Here is a 13850-nt window from a genome sequence, read left to right on the forward strand (position 1 = left end):
AATAAAAACAAATTCCGCTTCATTTTGTGATTCTCTTTTCGGTTTGAACATGCCATCCACCATCCTAAGTAAAATTAATTATATTATATCAAATTAACGCGGTGAATTAATAAGGTTAATGATAAAAATAAAAGCTGTCGAGAGTTTCTCGACAGCCTGAGAAGATGTTTTACATCTTCTCTTTTCCAATTCAATTAGCGGTGCAGATTAATTTTCTTCATCCGTCCTCTTTCCTGCTTCGGGTTCACCAGGTGTCTGATTGCCTGTTGTAGCCTGATAACCCACCCGGTAAGAAGAAGTCCTCTTTTTTCGAAGAACTTCCGGCATTTTGTACTGACTCAGATCATCTTGAGCATCTCTCGGCGTCAAAGAAATGCCTCCTTTCTATTCTTCATCATACCCTTTACGGGGAATGGAAATATCCACCCCAACTACATCCTCAATTACCGCATCCGCCTGGCCTTCCATATAGGTGTCACTTACCTGCTCATGAGTTGTTGCGAGTCCGGATGAAAGCTGATCATTTCTTTTATAATCCTCAGCCTCATAATATCTGCCTGCAATATTTGTTCCATCGTTATTGTCTTTTTTAGTCATGCAAGATCCCTCCTTCTAAAATAAGAACTGTCCTTATTTTGGACATTAAACCGATTATCATACGATTCAAATTAAACTGATTGCCAGAAAACAAAAAATCTGCCCTTATAAAGGCAGATTCAGCTTGTAGACAAAGTCTGCTTTGCAGACCACGTCTACAAGCTTTTTTTGTATAATTAGATTGAAAAGATTTTTTGTGGGGGATTCAAATGTTATCAAAACACGTAGAAGATGGAAGAAATCAAATAGAAATGGTCGCTCTTGACCAATTAGTGCCTGAAGATCACCTGGTTAGAAAGATCGAACAAGCTATTAATTTTGAATTCATTTATGACCTAGTAAAAGATAAGTATAGCTTAGACAATGGGAGACCTAGTATTGACCCTGTTGTCCTTGTTAAAATGGTGTTCATTCAATATCTATTTGGCATACGCTCGATGCGTCAAACAATTAAAGAGATTGAGACCAACGTAGCCTATCGTTGGTTTATTGGGTATGGGTTCACAGAGAAAGTTCCTCATTTTTCAACCTTCGGTAAAAACTACGCACGACGCTTTCACAATACGGACCTTTTTGAACAAATCTTCTATCGTATCTTAAAAGAAGCCATGACAAAGGGATTGGTCGACCCATCAGTTGCTTTTATTGATTCTACCCATGTAAAAGCGAATGCGAATAAAAAGAAGTTTGAGAAGAAAATAGCTCGTGTTGAAACAAGAAGTTACCAAGCTCAGCTAGATGAAGAAATTAATATCGACCGTGAGGAACACGGAAAAAAGCCCTTCCCCCCACAGAATAAAGAAGAGTCAAAAGAAATAAAGGTCAGTACAACAGATCCTGAAAGTGGCTATTATGTAAAAGATGAACGGGAGAAATTATTTGCTTATTCATTTCATACAGCATGTGATTCTCGTGGGTTTATCTTAGGTTCTCTTGTCACTGGTGGAAATGTTCATGATAGTCGCATGTTAGACCAACTCGTCACTCAAGTCAGGGATAAAGTTGGAAAGCCTGAATCTATCGCAGTTGATGCTGGATATAAGACACCCCACATAGCAAAATTCCTTATGGATCAAGAGATTAGACCCGTTATGCCCTACACTCGTCCGAGAACAAAAGACGGATATCTTAAAAAGTACGACTACGTATATGATGAACATTTTGATTGCTATATTTGTCCTGAAGGACAAATCCTTCCTTACCGCACAACGACTAGAGATGGCTACAAACAGTACACTTCAAATCCACAAAAGTGTAAAGAATGCCCTCTTTTAGAACGTTGTACTCAAAGCCAAAATCACACTAAAATGATTCATCGGCATTTATGGCAGGGTTACATAGATGAAGTGGAACATCTGAGACATACCGAACTGAATAAAACGTTATATGCAAAGCGCAAAGAAACGATCGAACGTGTCTTTGCGGATGCAAAAGAAAAGCATGGCATGCGTTGGACGACCCTAAGAGGGCTTAAAAAAGTTTCAATGCAGGCGATGCTTACTTTCGCTGCTATGAACCTTAAGAAACTGGCAAATTGGACATGGCGAGGACCATGTCCAGCTTAATTATTGAGGTATGCCAACTGAAAAATATGATAAAACCCCAGTTTCACAAAATGAAACTGGGGTTTGTCTACGGTCTGAATCTGCCCTTATAAAGGCAGATTTTAAGCAATTTTATTTTACATGGTCATTATCCATTAATATCCCCAGCCGACGTAAGCAGCACCTACAATGATTAGAAGTATAAACAGGACAACGATTAAAGCAAAACCGCCGCCGCATCCTGCACCTGCACCCATTCCAACACCTCCTGACATCTAGTGACAGTGTATGAACATGATGTTTGTCCCGAATGGGCAGTTGTAACAGAGGAATAAAATAAAACCGAAAATTTTTTACTTTGCGGAATGAAGAAATGATTTGGGAAGAACGTTAAATAGCTGAAATTGTGAACAAAAATGGGAGATTTATCATGCAAACAAATTTGGAATGAAAAAAACTCTTTACTGCAAACGGATTCATGTTAAAATGGACATATACCAAGTTAGATGTCTGACGTCTATTCACAAACCTCTTTCTGCAGAGGTCTATATTTTTGATGTTTCGTAAAAACGTTTTCATTAATCTAAAATCAACAAATGAGGTGTCAACATGAGTTTTATCTGGGGTTTATTCGGTATTTTTACTGTACTGGGTATTGCTTTTCTACTTTCATCAAATCGTAAAGCGATTAATCTGCGTACAATTCTTGGCGGTCTTGCCATACAGTTTGCCTTTGCTTTTGCTGTACTAAAATGGGATCTTGGGAAAAAGGCACTGGAAAAATTAACTTTTGCAGTAAATGATATTGTAAGTTACGCCAATGAAGGTGTTAACTTTCTATTCGGAGGATTATTCCAGGAAGGTTCAGGTGTTGGGTTTGTATTTGCATTTCAGGTTCTGACAGTTGTCATTTTCTTCTCTTCCCTTATCTCTGTTCTATACTATACAGGGATCATGCAAATCATTATTAAGGTGATTGGCGGAGCCCTTGCTAAGCTGCTTGGGACAAGCAAGGCAGAATCCATTTCTGCAGCTGCCAATATTTTTGTCGGACAGACTGAGGCGCCTCTAATCGTTCGCCCTTTCATCAGCAAAATGACAAAGTCGGAATTATTCGCTATCATGACCGGCGGTTTAGCTTCCGTAGCCGGTTCTGTTCTGATTGGATATTCACTGCTTGGTGTTCCGTTGGAATACTTGCTTGCAGCAAGCTTTATGGCAGCTCCTGCCGGACTTGTTATGGCTAAAATGATGATGCCTGAAACTGAGAAATCTGAAACAACTGATGATATCAGCATTGAAAAGGATACACAATCTGTCAATATCGTAGATGCTGCTGCCCGTGGTGCAAGTGATGGTTTAATGCTTGCCTTAAATATCGGTGCCATGCTTCTCGCTTTCATCGCGCTGGTTGCTCTAATTAATGGCATTATCGGTTTTGCAGGCGGACTTTTTGGACTGGAAAACCTGACACTTGAAATGATCCTTGGCTTTATTTTCTCCCCAATTGCATTTGCAGTTGGAGTTCCATGGGCAGAAGCTGTACAAGCTGGCGGATATATCGGCCAAAAGCTTGTTTTGAATGAATTTGTTGCATACTCAGCATTTGCTCCTGAAATCAGCAATCTTTCTCCTAAGACTGTTGCAGTAGTAAGCTTCGCGCTTTGCGGATTTGCGAATGTCTCCTCTATGGCCATCCTGCTTGGAGGTCTCGGCAATCTGGCGCCTGACCGCAGGAATGATATTGCCAAGCTGGGAATCCGCGCTGTAATTGCTGGAGCGCTTGCTTCTCTATTAAGTGCAGCGATTGCAGGAATGTTAATTTAATAGTCTGATAGCATACTGGATAAAATCAGTATGCTATTTTTTTGGTATAAGGCGAGAATTGTCGAACATTATCTGAAAATTACTTTAATTCAGAGTTGATTTTATATTTTTATTAATGTTAAAGTAGTGATGTAAGCGTTATCAATAGTATTCTTCTAAAGTTTTGCAGCATGAAATACATAGACTACTATTTTGAGGAGGAATTATATGAGTCAGTTAACTGCAGGGTTAAAAGAAAAGGTAGAAAAGTTCTTAAGCGGAAAGAAGAAATTATATATCAATGGTGAATTTGTTGAAAGCAAATCACAGAAAACATTCGATACGTACAATCCGGCTACAGGAGAAGTTCTTGCTTCTGTTTATGAAGCTGGTGCAGAAGATATTGACCTGGCAGTAAAAGCAGCCCGAAAGGCTTTTGATGAAGGCAAATGGTCTAAAATGAGCGCTTCTAAGCGCAGCCGTCTGATGTACAAGCTTGCTGATCTTATGGAAGAAAACAGTGAAGAATTAGCACAGCTTGAGACACTGGATAATGGTAAGCCAATCCGTGAAACAACAAATGCTGATATTCCTCTGGCTATTGAGCATATGCGCTACTATGCAGGCTGGTCTACGAAGATTGTCGGACAGACTATTCCTGTCAGCGGGCCATTCTTCAACTATACCCGCCATGAAGCTGTTGGGGTTGTGGGACAAATCATCCCTTGGAACTTCCCTCTTCTTATGGCAATGTGGAAGCTGGGTGCTGCCCTTGCAACGGGATGTACGGTTGTTCTTAAACCAGCTGAGCAGACACCACTTTCTGCTTTATATCTTGCCGAATTAATGGATGAAGCCGGCTTCCCTCCTGGAGTTGTTAATATCGTTCCAGGCTTCGGAGAAACAGCAGGCCAGCCGCTTGTTGATCACCCGTTAGTAGATAAGATTGCATTTACTGGTTCTACTGAAGTCGGAAAACTGATCATGTCCAATGCTTCTAAAACATTAAAGCGTGTTACGCTAGAGCTTGGCGGTAAGTCTCCAAACATTATCCTGCCAGATGCTGATTTATCAAAGGCAATCCCTGGAGCTCTTAACGGTGTTATGTTCAACCAGGGACAGGTTTGCTGTGCCGGCTCCCGTGTTTTCATTCAAAAGAAGCAGTTTGACAATGTTGTAGCTGACATGGCTTCACATGCTAAAAAAATCAAGCAAGGTGCCGGACTTCATGCTGACACAGAAATTGGACCACTTGTGTCTGCTGAGCAGCAAAACAGAGTTCTCGGATACATTGAAAAAGGCCTGAGTGAAGGTGCTCAGCTTGTAGCCGGAGGAGATAAGCCGCAGGAGCAAGGCTACTTCGTCTCCCCTACTATCTTTGCTGATGTTAATGATGACATGACAATTGCAAAAGAAGAAATCTTTGGACCGGTCATTTCGGCTATGCCTTATGATGATATTGACGAATTAATTAACCGTGCCAATAACAGCGAATATGGTTTAGCTGCAGGAGTTTGGACTCGTGATGTGGCAAATGCACACTATGTAGCAAATAAACTCCGCGCTGGTACAGTTTGGGTGAACTGCTACAACGCGTTTGATGCTGCTTCTCCATTTGGCGGATACAAACAATCCGGTATTGGCCGTGAAATGGGATCATACGCTCTGGATAACTATACAGAAGTAAAGAGTGTTTGGATCTCAATGAAATAATAGCTGATTCAAAAAAGGAACCCCGCGGGGTTCCTTTTTTAATTGCATCTCCTTTTCCCTTTAATAAGTATAAGTTCACAGATTATCCATAGGATTTTTGATGGATATTATTTATCCTTATATTAGGAGGGGAAATAATGAAAAAAGTTTACATGGTTTCCGCTATTATCGTAATATTAGGCATTGCTGCAGGCATTTCTTTTTTTCTTATACGTGATATGACAGCAAAAATACCTGATCATATCACTCTTTTAACAGATGATGAAAAGGCATTCAACTTTGCAGAATCTGAGGATAAACTGAAGCTTGTTGAATTTATTTATACCCACTGTCCGGATATATGTCCGACAACTACCCAAAGAATGAATCTCCTGAAAAGTGATCTTATTAATGAGGGGGTATTCGGGGAGAAAGTGCAATTCATTACAGTAACGATCGACCCTTATAGGGACACCACAGATGTTTTAAAAAAATATAGAAAAGCCTTTGAAATCGAAAATGATGAAAATTGGCTCTTTCTTACTGCCAATCCAGATACACTAAAAAAAGATCAGGCAGAAATTAAAGAGCTCGCAAACACTTTCCAATTTCAATATCGTGATCCCGGTGACGGTTTCTATGTTCATAGCACTTTTGTGTATTTGCTTGACGAAAATAATAAATTTATCAAGAAATTCCCTATGGGAGAAGATTTTAACAGGAAAGAAGTTTTCAAAAAAATCATGAAGCAAATATAGAAAAAATGGCGGATTTTAGATCCGCCATTTTTTTAAACCTAGTTCGCAGAAGAAGATAAATTTTTGTTTTGGTCAATGAGCATTAAAGTTTTGGATCTTGGCTTTGAAAAGCTTACTTTAATACCGGATTTCTTTAATCGGTTTACTAAATCAACCAGCTGTTTTTTAGCCATCTAAAAAACTCCTTTTTCCCTGCCTGTATGTTTATTATTGTACATGAAATTTATGAAAAAACTATGAACAAAAAGAAACATTTTATGATATTTGGGTGTTTTTTCAAGGTTTTAGCAAAAGTGTATGCCTGGCTTTTTCTTCGGCGAGAGCTGTTTTATGATAAGAACCTTCTGCCCAGTCGGTCATCTGATCGTGGTACCACTGACTTAAAGGATGCCCTGATTGCCCTGGTCCCACCAGGTGAAAGGCAGTACTCATATTTTGTGTATCAATCACAAATCTCCAGGATCCTCCATGATTCACAGTGCCATCATCTTTATTGGCTGCTGCCTGGACAGTGACTGAGCTGCCGCCAACAGGAATCCGGCCCTCTCTATTAAACAAGTAGTTTAAAGGTTTGACACTTGAAAGAGGATGGGAAAAAGCTAATTGATGATAGTTACCCCATTTCCACTTAGACGGGCTGTTACCTTGCAGCTTTACGGCTTCCTTAACCGCATTACTCAATGATAGAGACAGGACTTTCTTAAGTCCCCCCTTCTCTTCAATCCAGATGCTTTCCCTGCCATTTGCTTCATTTCTCAATAATTCATCCACTGCCTGTTTTTGCCCTTTAAAGAGCTTCCTCATGTCCGATGAAATCTCTTTTTCAAAAAGAATATCGGATATGCTTTTCATCCAAAGATTGAAAATGAGAGGGGCTGCTTCATCCTTGCTGTCATAATAATCCCATTTACTGAGGATGAATAAAGCCTCTTCTTCAATAGCTGTTGAGGGTTCTTTCAATACAGAAAGAAACATCGGGATAAATTCCTCTGCCTGCAGGTTTTTCAGATCCATTTGCAGAGCCATCATGTCTTCAGCTGAAAGATCATCTTTGCTTTTTAGATATTCCTGAATGCGCATTTGCCGAAATGGCTGGGCCCAATCATGACTGATATGGTAAGGATAGCTGTCACCCGTAACCTTATTGTTTGCCGTTGAGATAAATCCTTCTTTGGGATTGATCACTTTAGGCAGCTGATCATAGGGGATATAGCCTTTCCATCCATATTCATCCGTCCAGCCAGGCACTGGAAGTAATCCGTCTCCTTTCTTTCTGATGGGGATTTTACCATTGGCTTTATACGCTATTGTTCCATCCGGTGAAGCAAAAACAAAGTTTTGGGCGGGAGTATGAAAATTCTCCAAAGCTTCCTCAAACTGATTCCAGTCTGAGGCTTTGTTCATTTTCAGAATAGCTTCGAGCTCTTTTGAAGGCTGAAGTGCCGTCCATTGCAAAGAAAGTAGGGTATCCTTGCCGCTGTCTGCAGCAAATTCTGAAATGACAGGTCCATGGCGGGTAATCGTTACTTTGTACCTGATTGTCTCATTTCCTTTTACCTTAATTGGTTCTTGTATTACTTCAGCCTTTTCCCATTTTCCATTAAAAAGAAACTCATTTTTATTGTCAGGATTCCTTTTTTCAATATATAAATCCTGAACATCAGGTCCTGTATTGGTAACTCCCCATGAAATATCTTTATTGTGGCCTAGGATGATACCTGGAATGCCGGCAAAAATAACGCCGCTGACGTTCATTTCCGGGGACTGCAGATGCATTTGATACCAAATGGAAGGTGTGCTGAGTGATAAATGAGGGTCGTCCGCCAAAATTGGCTTTCCGGATGCCGTTTTACTGCCGGCTGCCACCCAGTTATTGCTTCCGTTGAATTCTGGAGGTGTGGTGACAGATGCAAAGCTTTCTTCGATATTTAAATTTTGTTTTCCAATTATGTAAGGGGCTTCTTCCGGATAGGAGGGAAATAATTCATATGCTTTATCTTCCGGAAAATGCTGAAGGAGATAATAGCGGAATGCCTGGCTCTCCCAATGTCCGCCAAGATCATATGCCATGTATTTGCCAATAGTGAGCGAATCCACTGGAGTCCATGGTTCGGGATTATAGCCAAGTATGGAAAATTCAACAGGTAATTTTCCGTTTTCGGCAGCTTCTTTAATAAAAAGGTTAACTCCTTCCGCATACCAGCTTAAAATCTTTTTGGCATCGGGAGAGTATGCCTCATAGGATGCTTCTGCAGCTCTTCTAAGCCCAAGGGTCCTGAAGTATTTATCATTATCTACTGTAGCCTCTCCGATTACTTCGCTCAGCCTTCCCGATGCCTGGCGCCTGCTTAAATCCATCTGAAAAAGGCGATCCTGAGCCTGCACATACCCCTGTGCAATAAAAAGATCCCTTTCATTTGCAGCAAGTATGTGCGGGACCCCGTTGTCATCGCGATTGACTGTTACTTGATTAGAAATTGAACCTATTCTGATTTCACCCTCTATCTTAGGCAGAGAACGGGACAAGAACCCATAGGTAATGAAAAAGGCTGCAGCCAATACAACGAATATGATTGCAATGCTCCACAGCGAGTATTTCTTCCACTTTGATTTTGGCTGGTGCTGGACACTGATTTTGCCTTCCATATACATTCCTTCCCTTTTATTAAATTTTTACTTCGAACCGGCCGGAAAGCTTTTGCTCACCAGCTTCATTTTTTACTGATACTTCTCCTGTCACTCTTTTTTCGTCCTCCTCCCATCTTTCGCCGGTCAATTTGCCTTCAATTGTCAGCTTCTCGCCGGGGCGTGTCATTTTGCTGAAGCGCACTTTAAATTTTCTCAGGTCTTTTCTTGGAAACCACTCAGCCAGTGCTTCACCTGCCATTCCCATGATGAGCATCCCATGGGCAATGACTCCATCCAATCCCGCTTTTTCTCCTACCGGAACTACTGTATGAATCGGATTAAAATCTCCGGATGCCCCGGCATACTTGACTAGCTGTGTATGTGTGATTATGGGTTTTTGAATTTTTTTAAGCTCACTCATTTTTGTTTTCCCCTCTTTCTATAATGGTAGATTCTGAATATAGAACATCCCTTCCATCACTGTTTTTGTAATGAATACCGATTGTGATAAACCGAAGCTTCCTTTTTTCAAAAGAAGATATTAATTGAGGGGTCGCAGTTACTGTATCGCCAGCATACATTTCCCCTAAATAGCGGTATTCCTGACCGCCGTGCAGCACCTTAAGCGGGTCCAGTCCGAAAAGCTCAATTAAGGTTTCGAAGTCCAAGCCTCCCCACATCTCGATAGCTGTCGGAAATGTAGGAGGAATGGGAATATCCCGGTACCCCTCTTTTCTGGCAGCGCCGGCATCATAATAAATAGGATTGCTGTCTCCAATGGCTATTGCAAATTCCCTGATTTTCCCCCTTTCAATTGTGAAACTGAAAGGCTTTAACTTTACATCAGTTTTTAAAAGAGATTCCATAAATAATGCACGTCCTCTCGTTTTTTATAATCTTTATGTATTCGACTTTTTTCATCGGCTTCCTGTTAATTCTCAAAACTTTATTTAAGTCGTTACGCGATATTAGGAAGAAGGATTCGCGATTACGCGCTGAAAGTGGTATAATTTTAAGGATTATGTATTTGGAGGAATAAAAATAATATGATAACTGTCAGTAATGTAGGTCTTCGATACGGTGACCGCAAACTTTTCGAAGATGTTAATATTAAATTCACACCTGGGAATTGCTATGGCTTGATTGGAGCAAATGGTGCAGGCAAATCAACTTTTCTTAAAATTTTATCAGGTGAGATTGAGGCGCAATCAGGCAGTGTTCACTTAGGACCTGGTGAGCGTCTGGCTGTCCTGAAGCAGAACCATTTTGAATACGAGGAGTTTGAAGTATTAAAAGTAGTCATTATGGGACATGCCCGCCTTTATGAAGTAATGCAGGAGAAAGATGCCATTTATATGAAGGCTGACTTCACTGATGAAGATGGCATGAAAGCTGCCGAACTTGAAGGTGAATTTGCAGAGTTAAATGGATGGGAAGCAGAATCTGAAGCAGCTATTTTGCTGAAGGGACTTGGAATCGAAGAAGAGCTTCATGACAAAAAAATGGCTGATATTTCCGGTTCTGAAAAAGTAAAGGTTTTACTTGCACAGGCCCTTTTTGGCAAGCCGGATGTTCTTTTGCTGGATGAGCCGACTAACCACTTGGATATCAAAGCAATCCAATGGCTTGAAGAATTTTTAATCAACTTTGAGAATACGGTTATTGTTGTATCCCATGACCGTCATTTCTTAAACAAAGTATGTACCCATATTGCGGATCTTGACTTTGGAAAGATCCAAATCTATGTGGGTAACTATGACTTCTGGTATGAGTCAAGCCAGCTAGCACAAAGGATGGCTCAGGATGCCAATAAGAAAAAGGAAGAAAAAATCAAGGAGCTGCAAAGCTTTATTGCCCGCTTTAGTGCAAACGCGTCAAAATCCAAGCAGGCAACTTCACGTAAAAAGCTTCTTGACAAGATTTCATTGGATGACATTAAACCGTCCTCCAGAAAATATCCATATGTCGGCTTTTCACCTGACCGTGAGATCGGGAATGACCTGCTCCGGGTGGATGGAATCAGCAAGACGATTGATGGCGTTAAAGTCTTGAATAATGTCAGCTTCATCATGAATAAAGATGATAAAATTGCGCTAGTTGGCACGAACGAATTAGCGAAAACTATCCTATTTAAAATATTGACTGGTGAAATGGAGCCTGATGAAGGCACATATAAGTGGGGTGTTACTACCTCCCAGTCCTATTTCCCGAAAGATAACTCGGAGTTTTTCGAGAACTCTGATCTGAACCTTGTTGATTGGCTGCGCCAATTCTCACCTGCTGATGACAGTGAAAGCTTCCTGAGGGGCTTCCTTGGAAGAATGCTGTTTTCCGGTGAGGAAGTTCTAAAAAAAGCAAGCGTACTTTCCGGTGGAGAAAAAGTCCGCTGCATGCTTTCTAAAATGATGCTTAGCGGTGCAAATGTGCTTCTTCTCGATGAGCCGACCAACCACCTTGATTTGGAATCCATTACGGCATTGAATAATGGACTGATTAATTTCAAAGGCTCTTTGATTTTTGCATCACATGACCATCAATTCATTCAAACCATTGCCAACCGCATTATTGAAATTACACCTGCTGGCATTGTCGATAAGCAAATGACTTATGATGAGTATTTAGAAGACTCAGCCATTCAGAAACAAGTAGCTGAAATGTATCAGTAAACTGTAAAAGCAGGAGGAATAGCCTCCTGCTTTTACGTTTGTCAAAAGTCCTGTTTTTTGTTTTTATGGCGTGCAGAGGAAGCCTTTCTGCTGCCTGTTTCCATATTGGTTGTCCCCTGCCCTTCAACGTTTGGAGAACTCAATCCAGCATTTGAAGGGTCTTTTTTTCGTTTGCTCATCGTTAAACACCTCCTTTCTTACTTTTTCGTGTTCAGGCGATTTTTATCCATGGAATAAAAATCGGGTGCAAAAGCCAATCTAACAAACGGAGGAGGTGTTAACATTGACGAAAAGAGTAGCTGTTGAACAATCCTTAACAAATGTTTCTGAAGCGCTTCGCCAAAAAGGATATGATGTGGTTGACTTGAAGTCGGCGCATGATGCTGAGAACTGCACATGCTGTGTAGTGAGCGGTGTTGATTCAAATGTAATGGGTATGCAGGATGTTTCTACAAAGGCTTCTGTTATTGAAGCCAGCGGCCTGTCAGCGGAAGAGGTATGCAGCCAGGTTGAGCAAAGAATGCAATAACGGGTGATCCAAAGACTAAAGAAATATTCTTTAGTCTTTTTCAATGGTGCCTTCAATTAAAAAAGACGGGCTTTATACCCGTCTTCTCCTTCTTCTTGCTTTTTCTTTAAGGTTTTTCCTTAAAACAAGGATAAAGACCCCAAATAAAAATAGGGTTAATCCTGCTTTTCCATAATACCCAGTGGTTTCTTTTTCAGGCTCATCAGCTGTATTATTCAGCTGACTTGAAACCACTTCATCCTGTTTGTCCTCTACAAGCTTTACAGACTGAATAATCCTCCCGGTCTCATCCTTTATCTGCAGCTTTCCTTTTGCTGTAATGTTATCCTCGTAGTCCCCTTTAGGCAAAGTGATGGGTATAGTCTCACCGCCTGTCGTATAGGTTTTTCCATCAGAGGGAAAAACCTCAGTGCTGCTCAGTGCCGCAGTTTCAAAGTTGCTGTATCCATAATTCAAAAGGTTTTTCGTATCATTATAAATATCCCGCTTGTAATCAGCTTTTAACACAATGGCGGTTAACTTGATTGAATCATTTTCAGCAGAGGTAGCAAGAGTCTGTTTGGCTTCATCCACAAAACCGGTCTTTCCCCCTGTCACTCCCTCGAATGGTACCTCCCCTTTAAGCATTCTGTGATGAGTAAAAATGGTGGTATCCCACGACTTTCCTGTCCACTTCAATTCCTTTGTTCCGTAGATCTTTCTAAAGGTTTCATTCTTTAGGGCATAATTAGTCAAATTCGCAAGGTCTGCTGCGGTTGTATAATGGTTGTCATCATACAAACCGTGCGGATTAATAAAGTGGGTATTTTTTAAACCTGCCTTTTCTTCCAGATAGCGATTGAGATTCTCTGAGAAGGTTTGAATATTGCCGTCAAGATGCTCAGCAATCCCCCAGGCAGCATCATTCCCTGAATTAATAAGCATGCCCTGAATGAGTTTTTTTAAGGGAACCTGCTCCCCTTCCTCCAAATACACTCGTGTTCCTTCAGTCTCTGCAGCTTTTTTGCTGATTGTCACCATATCATTCAGATCGCCATTTTCAATGGCATAAATGGCTGTTGCTATTTTTGTCAAACTGGCCGGGTACATCTTTTTATCTGCGTTTTTGCCATATAAAACAGCTCCTGATTCAGAATCTGTAACAATGGCCGCTTCACTGATAATTTCAGGTTCTGCTGTTTCTTCAGCAGCAGTATATGAAGTTGGATAACATAGAAAAAGCAGTATAAAAGCAAGGAGTTTTCTCATAAATACACATCCAATTCAAGCCGATAATAAATCCATACTGATTGTATCAAACAATAGATGCATAGCCCTATCATATTTATAAATTGTTACATAATTGAAAATTTTATGCCGGAATTTGAGAAGTTTGATAATGAAAGGAAATTTTTTAAGTGGAAATGGTAGTTGATCGGGGGTGATAACGCCTATACAGGCGGGCTCTCAAGGGTATAGGTAATTAATCGGGAGAATAACGCCAGACTGGCGGGGTCTCAAGGAAAATGGTAACTAACTAACCGGGAGGAATAACGCCCAAAAAGCGGGCATCAACGAAAAATGGCAGTTAATTGAAACTAATTACCGGGTCTTCAAGAAAAATGACTGAATCTACAAAAAAAAGCAATCC

General features: G+C 40.6%; 15 protein-coding genes. 6 read left to right on the forward strand and 9 right to left on the reverse strand.

Annotation, left to right across the window (positions count from 1 at the left end; genetic code table 11):
• Positions 1 to 207: 207 nt before the first annotated feature.
• Both AC6CHU_RS18865 and AC6CHU_RS18870 read right to left on the reverse strand, forming a co-directional pair.
• A complete protein-coding gene (locus tag AC6CHU_RS18865; RefSeq protein ID WP_201306581.1) occupies positions 208 to 369 on the reverse strand; it encodes a hypothetical protein in 162 nt (53 codons plus the stop codon).
• 15 nt (positions 370 to 384) lie between these two features.
• Positions 385 to 597, reverse strand: coding sequence for a YozQ family protein (locus AC6CHU_RS18870; RefSeq protein WP_159868409.1), 213 nt, complete (start codon positions 595 to 597; stop codon positions 385 to 387).
• A gap of 209 nt (positions 598 to 806) precedes the next feature.
• Here AC6CHU_RS18870 and AC6CHU_RS18875 point away from each other — a divergent pair, with 209 nt between their 5' ends.
• A complete protein-coding gene (locus AC6CHU_RS18875; RefSeq protein WP_251285007.1) occupies positions 807 to 2162 on the forward strand; it encodes an IS1182 family transposase in 1356 nt (451 codons plus the stop codon).
• A 134-nt stretch (positions 2163 to 2296) separates the two neighbouring features.
• On the opposite strand, the gene AC6CHU_RS18880 is transcribed toward AC6CHU_RS18875, so the two are convergent.
• Positions 2297 to 2398 (reverse strand): YjcZ family sporulation protein, encoded by a 102-nt coding sequence (locus AC6CHU_RS18880; protein ID WP_197207005.1) that lies wholly within the window; start codon positions 2396 to 2398, stop codon positions 2297 to 2299.
• A gap of 352 nt (positions 2399 to 2750) precedes the next feature.
• On the opposite strand from AC6CHU_RS18880, the gene AC6CHU_RS18885 reads away from it, so the two are divergent.
• The 3 genes from AC6CHU_RS18885 to AC6CHU_RS18895 all read left to right on the forward strand — a co-directional run bounded on the left by AC6CHU_RS18885 (position 2751) and on the right by AC6CHU_RS18895 (position 6397).
• Positions 2751 to 3968, forward strand: a complete 1218-nt coding sequence (locus AC6CHU_RS18885; protein WP_159868403.1) for a NupC/NupG family nucleoside CNT transporter — start codon at positions 2751 to 2753, stop codon at positions 3966 to 3968.
• 207 nt (positions 3969 to 4175) lie between these two features.
• The gene (locus AC6CHU_RS18890) at positions 4176 to 5660 is read left to right on the forward strand and encodes an aldehyde dehydrogenase family protein (RefSeq protein WP_159868400.1); all 1485 of its coding nucleotides are present in this window, start codon (positions 4176 to 4178) and stop codon (positions 5658 to 5660) included.
• Between the two features lie 137 nt (positions 5661 to 5797).
• On the forward strand, positions 5798 to 6397 hold the full coding sequence (locus tag AC6CHU_RS18895) for an SCO family protein (protein ID WP_159868397.1): 600 nt from the start codon (positions 5798 to 5800) through the stop codon (positions 6395 to 6397).
• Between the two features lie 38 nt (positions 6398 to 6435).
• Here AC6CHU_RS18895 and AC6CHU_RS18900 read toward each other — a convergent pair whose 3' ends face one another.
• The 4 genes from AC6CHU_RS18900 to AC6CHU_RS18915 all read right to left on the reverse strand — a co-directional run bounded on the left by AC6CHU_RS18900 (position 6436) and on the right by AC6CHU_RS18915 (position 9891).
• Positions 6436 to 6570 (reverse strand): hypothetical protein, encoded by a 135-nt coding sequence (locus AC6CHU_RS18900; protein WP_268891678.1) that lies wholly within the window; start codon positions 6568 to 6570, stop codon positions 6436 to 6438.
• A 103-nt stretch (positions 6571 to 6673) separates the two neighbouring features.
• On the reverse strand, positions 6674 to 9043 hold the full coding sequence (locus tag AC6CHU_RS18905; protein ID WP_498122586.1) for a penicillin acylase family protein: 2370 nt from the start codon (positions 9041 to 9043) through the stop codon (positions 6674 to 6676).
• A 19-nt stretch (positions 9044 to 9062) separates the two neighbouring features.
• A complete protein-coding gene (locus AC6CHU_RS18910) occupies positions 9063 to 9446 on the reverse strand; it encodes a MaoC/PaaZ C-terminal domain-containing protein (RefSeq protein WP_159868391.1) in 384 nt (127 codons plus the stop codon).
• Complete coding sequence (locus AC6CHU_RS18915) at positions 9439 to 9891, reverse strand: MaoC family dehydratase N-terminal domain-containing protein (protein ID WP_159868388.1); 453 nt, start codon at positions 9889 to 9891, stop codon at positions 9439 to 9441. The genes AC6CHU_RS18910 and AC6CHU_RS18915 overlap by 8 nt, the downstream gene beginning before the upstream one ends.
• Positions 9892 to 10071: 180 nt before the next feature.
• On the opposite strand from AC6CHU_RS18915, the gene AC6CHU_RS18920 reads away from it, so the two are divergent.
• Positions 10072 to 11691: an ABC-F family ATP-binding cassette domain-containing protein gene (locus AC6CHU_RS18920; protein WP_498122587.1), complete on the forward strand. Its 1620-nt coding sequence runs from the start codon at positions 10072 to 10074 to the stop codon at positions 11689 to 11691.
• Positions 11692 to 11732: 41 nt separating this feature from the next.
• Here AC6CHU_RS18920 and AC6CHU_RS18925 read toward each other — a convergent pair whose 3' ends face one another.
• Positions 11733 to 11870, reverse strand: coding sequence for a YuzL family protein (locus AC6CHU_RS18925; RefSeq protein WP_159868382.1), 138 nt, complete (start codon positions 11868 to 11870; stop codon positions 11733 to 11735).
• Between the two features lie 104 nt (positions 11871 to 11974).
• Here AC6CHU_RS18925 and AC6CHU_RS18930 point away from each other — a divergent pair, with 104 nt between their 5' ends.
• Positions 11975 to 12220 carry a YkuS family protein gene (locus AC6CHU_RS18930; RefSeq protein ID WP_159868380.1) on the forward strand — a complete coding sequence of 82 codons (246 nt, stop codon included), beginning with the start codon at positions 11975 to 11977 and terminating at the stop codon, positions 12218 to 12220.
• 72 nt (positions 12221 to 12292) lie between these two features.
• Here AC6CHU_RS18930 and AC6CHU_RS18935 read toward each other — a convergent pair whose 3' ends face one another.
• On the reverse strand, positions 12293 to 13468 hold the full coding sequence (locus tag AC6CHU_RS18935) for a D-alanyl-D-alanine carboxypeptidase family protein (protein WP_498122588.1): 1176 nt from the start codon (positions 13466 to 13468) through the stop codon (positions 12293 to 12295).
• Positions 13469 to 13850 lie beyond the last annotated feature (382 nt).

Source organism: Cytobacillus sp. GQ23 (genome assembly GCF_059758675.1).

What these genes read in the sequence shown, in the direction of transcription:
- AC6CHU_RS18915 (WP_159868388.1), bottom strand. Translation starts at nt 9,891, where the DNA reads ATGGAATCTCTTTTAAAAACTGATGTAAAGTTAAAGCCTTTCAGTTTC.
- AC6CHU_RS18870 (WP_159868409.1), bottom strand. Translation starts at nt 597, where the DNA reads ATGACTAAAAAAGACAATAACGATGGAACAAATATTGCAGGCAGATAT.
- AC6CHU_RS18935 (WP_498122588.1), bottom strand. Translation starts at nt 13,468, where the DNA reads ATGAGAAAACTCCTTGCTTTTATACTGCTTTTTCTATGTTATCCAACT.
- AC6CHU_RS18910 (WP_159868391.1), bottom strand. Translation starts at nt 9,446, where the DNA reads ATGAGTGAGCTTAAAAAAATTCAAAAACCCATAATCACACATACACAG.
- AC6CHU_RS18880 (WP_197207005.1), bottom strand. Translation starts at nt 2,398, where the DNA reads ATGGGTGCAGGTGCAGGATGCGGCGGCGGTTTTGCTTTAATCGTTGTC.
- AC6CHU_RS18875 (WP_251285007.1), top strand. Translation starts at nt 807, where the DNA reads ATGTTATCAAAACACGTAGAAGATGGAAGAAATCAAATAGAAATGGTC.
- AC6CHU_RS18905 (WP_498122586.1), bottom strand. Translation starts at nt 9,043, where the DNA reads ATGGAAGGCAAAATCAGTGTCCAGCACCAGCCAAAATCAAAGTGGAAG.
- AC6CHU_RS18895 (WP_159868397.1), top strand. Translation starts at nt 5,798, where the DNA reads ATGAAAAAAGTTTACATGGTTTCCGCTATTATCGTAATATTAGGCATT.
- AC6CHU_RS18920 (WP_498122587.1), top strand. Translation starts at nt 10,072, where the DNA reads ATGATAACTGTCAGTAATGTAGGTCTTCGATACGGTGACCGCAAACTT.
- AC6CHU_RS18925 (WP_159868382.1), bottom strand. Translation starts at nt 11,870, where the DNA reads ATGAGCAAACGAAAAAAAGACCCTTCAAATGCTGGATTGAGTTCTCCA.
- AC6CHU_RS18890 (WP_159868400.1), top strand. Translation starts at nt 4,176, where the DNA reads ATGAGTCAGTTAACTGCAGGGTTAAAAGAAAAGGTAGAAAAGTTCTTA.
- AC6CHU_RS18900 (WP_268891678.1), bottom strand. Translation starts at nt 6,570, where the DNA reads ATGGCTAAAAAACAGCTGGTTGATTTAGTAAACCGATTAAAGAAATCC.
- AC6CHU_RS18885 (WP_159868403.1), top strand. Translation starts at nt 2,751, where the DNA reads ATGAGTTTTATCTGGGGTTTATTCGGTATTTTTACTGTACTGGGTATT.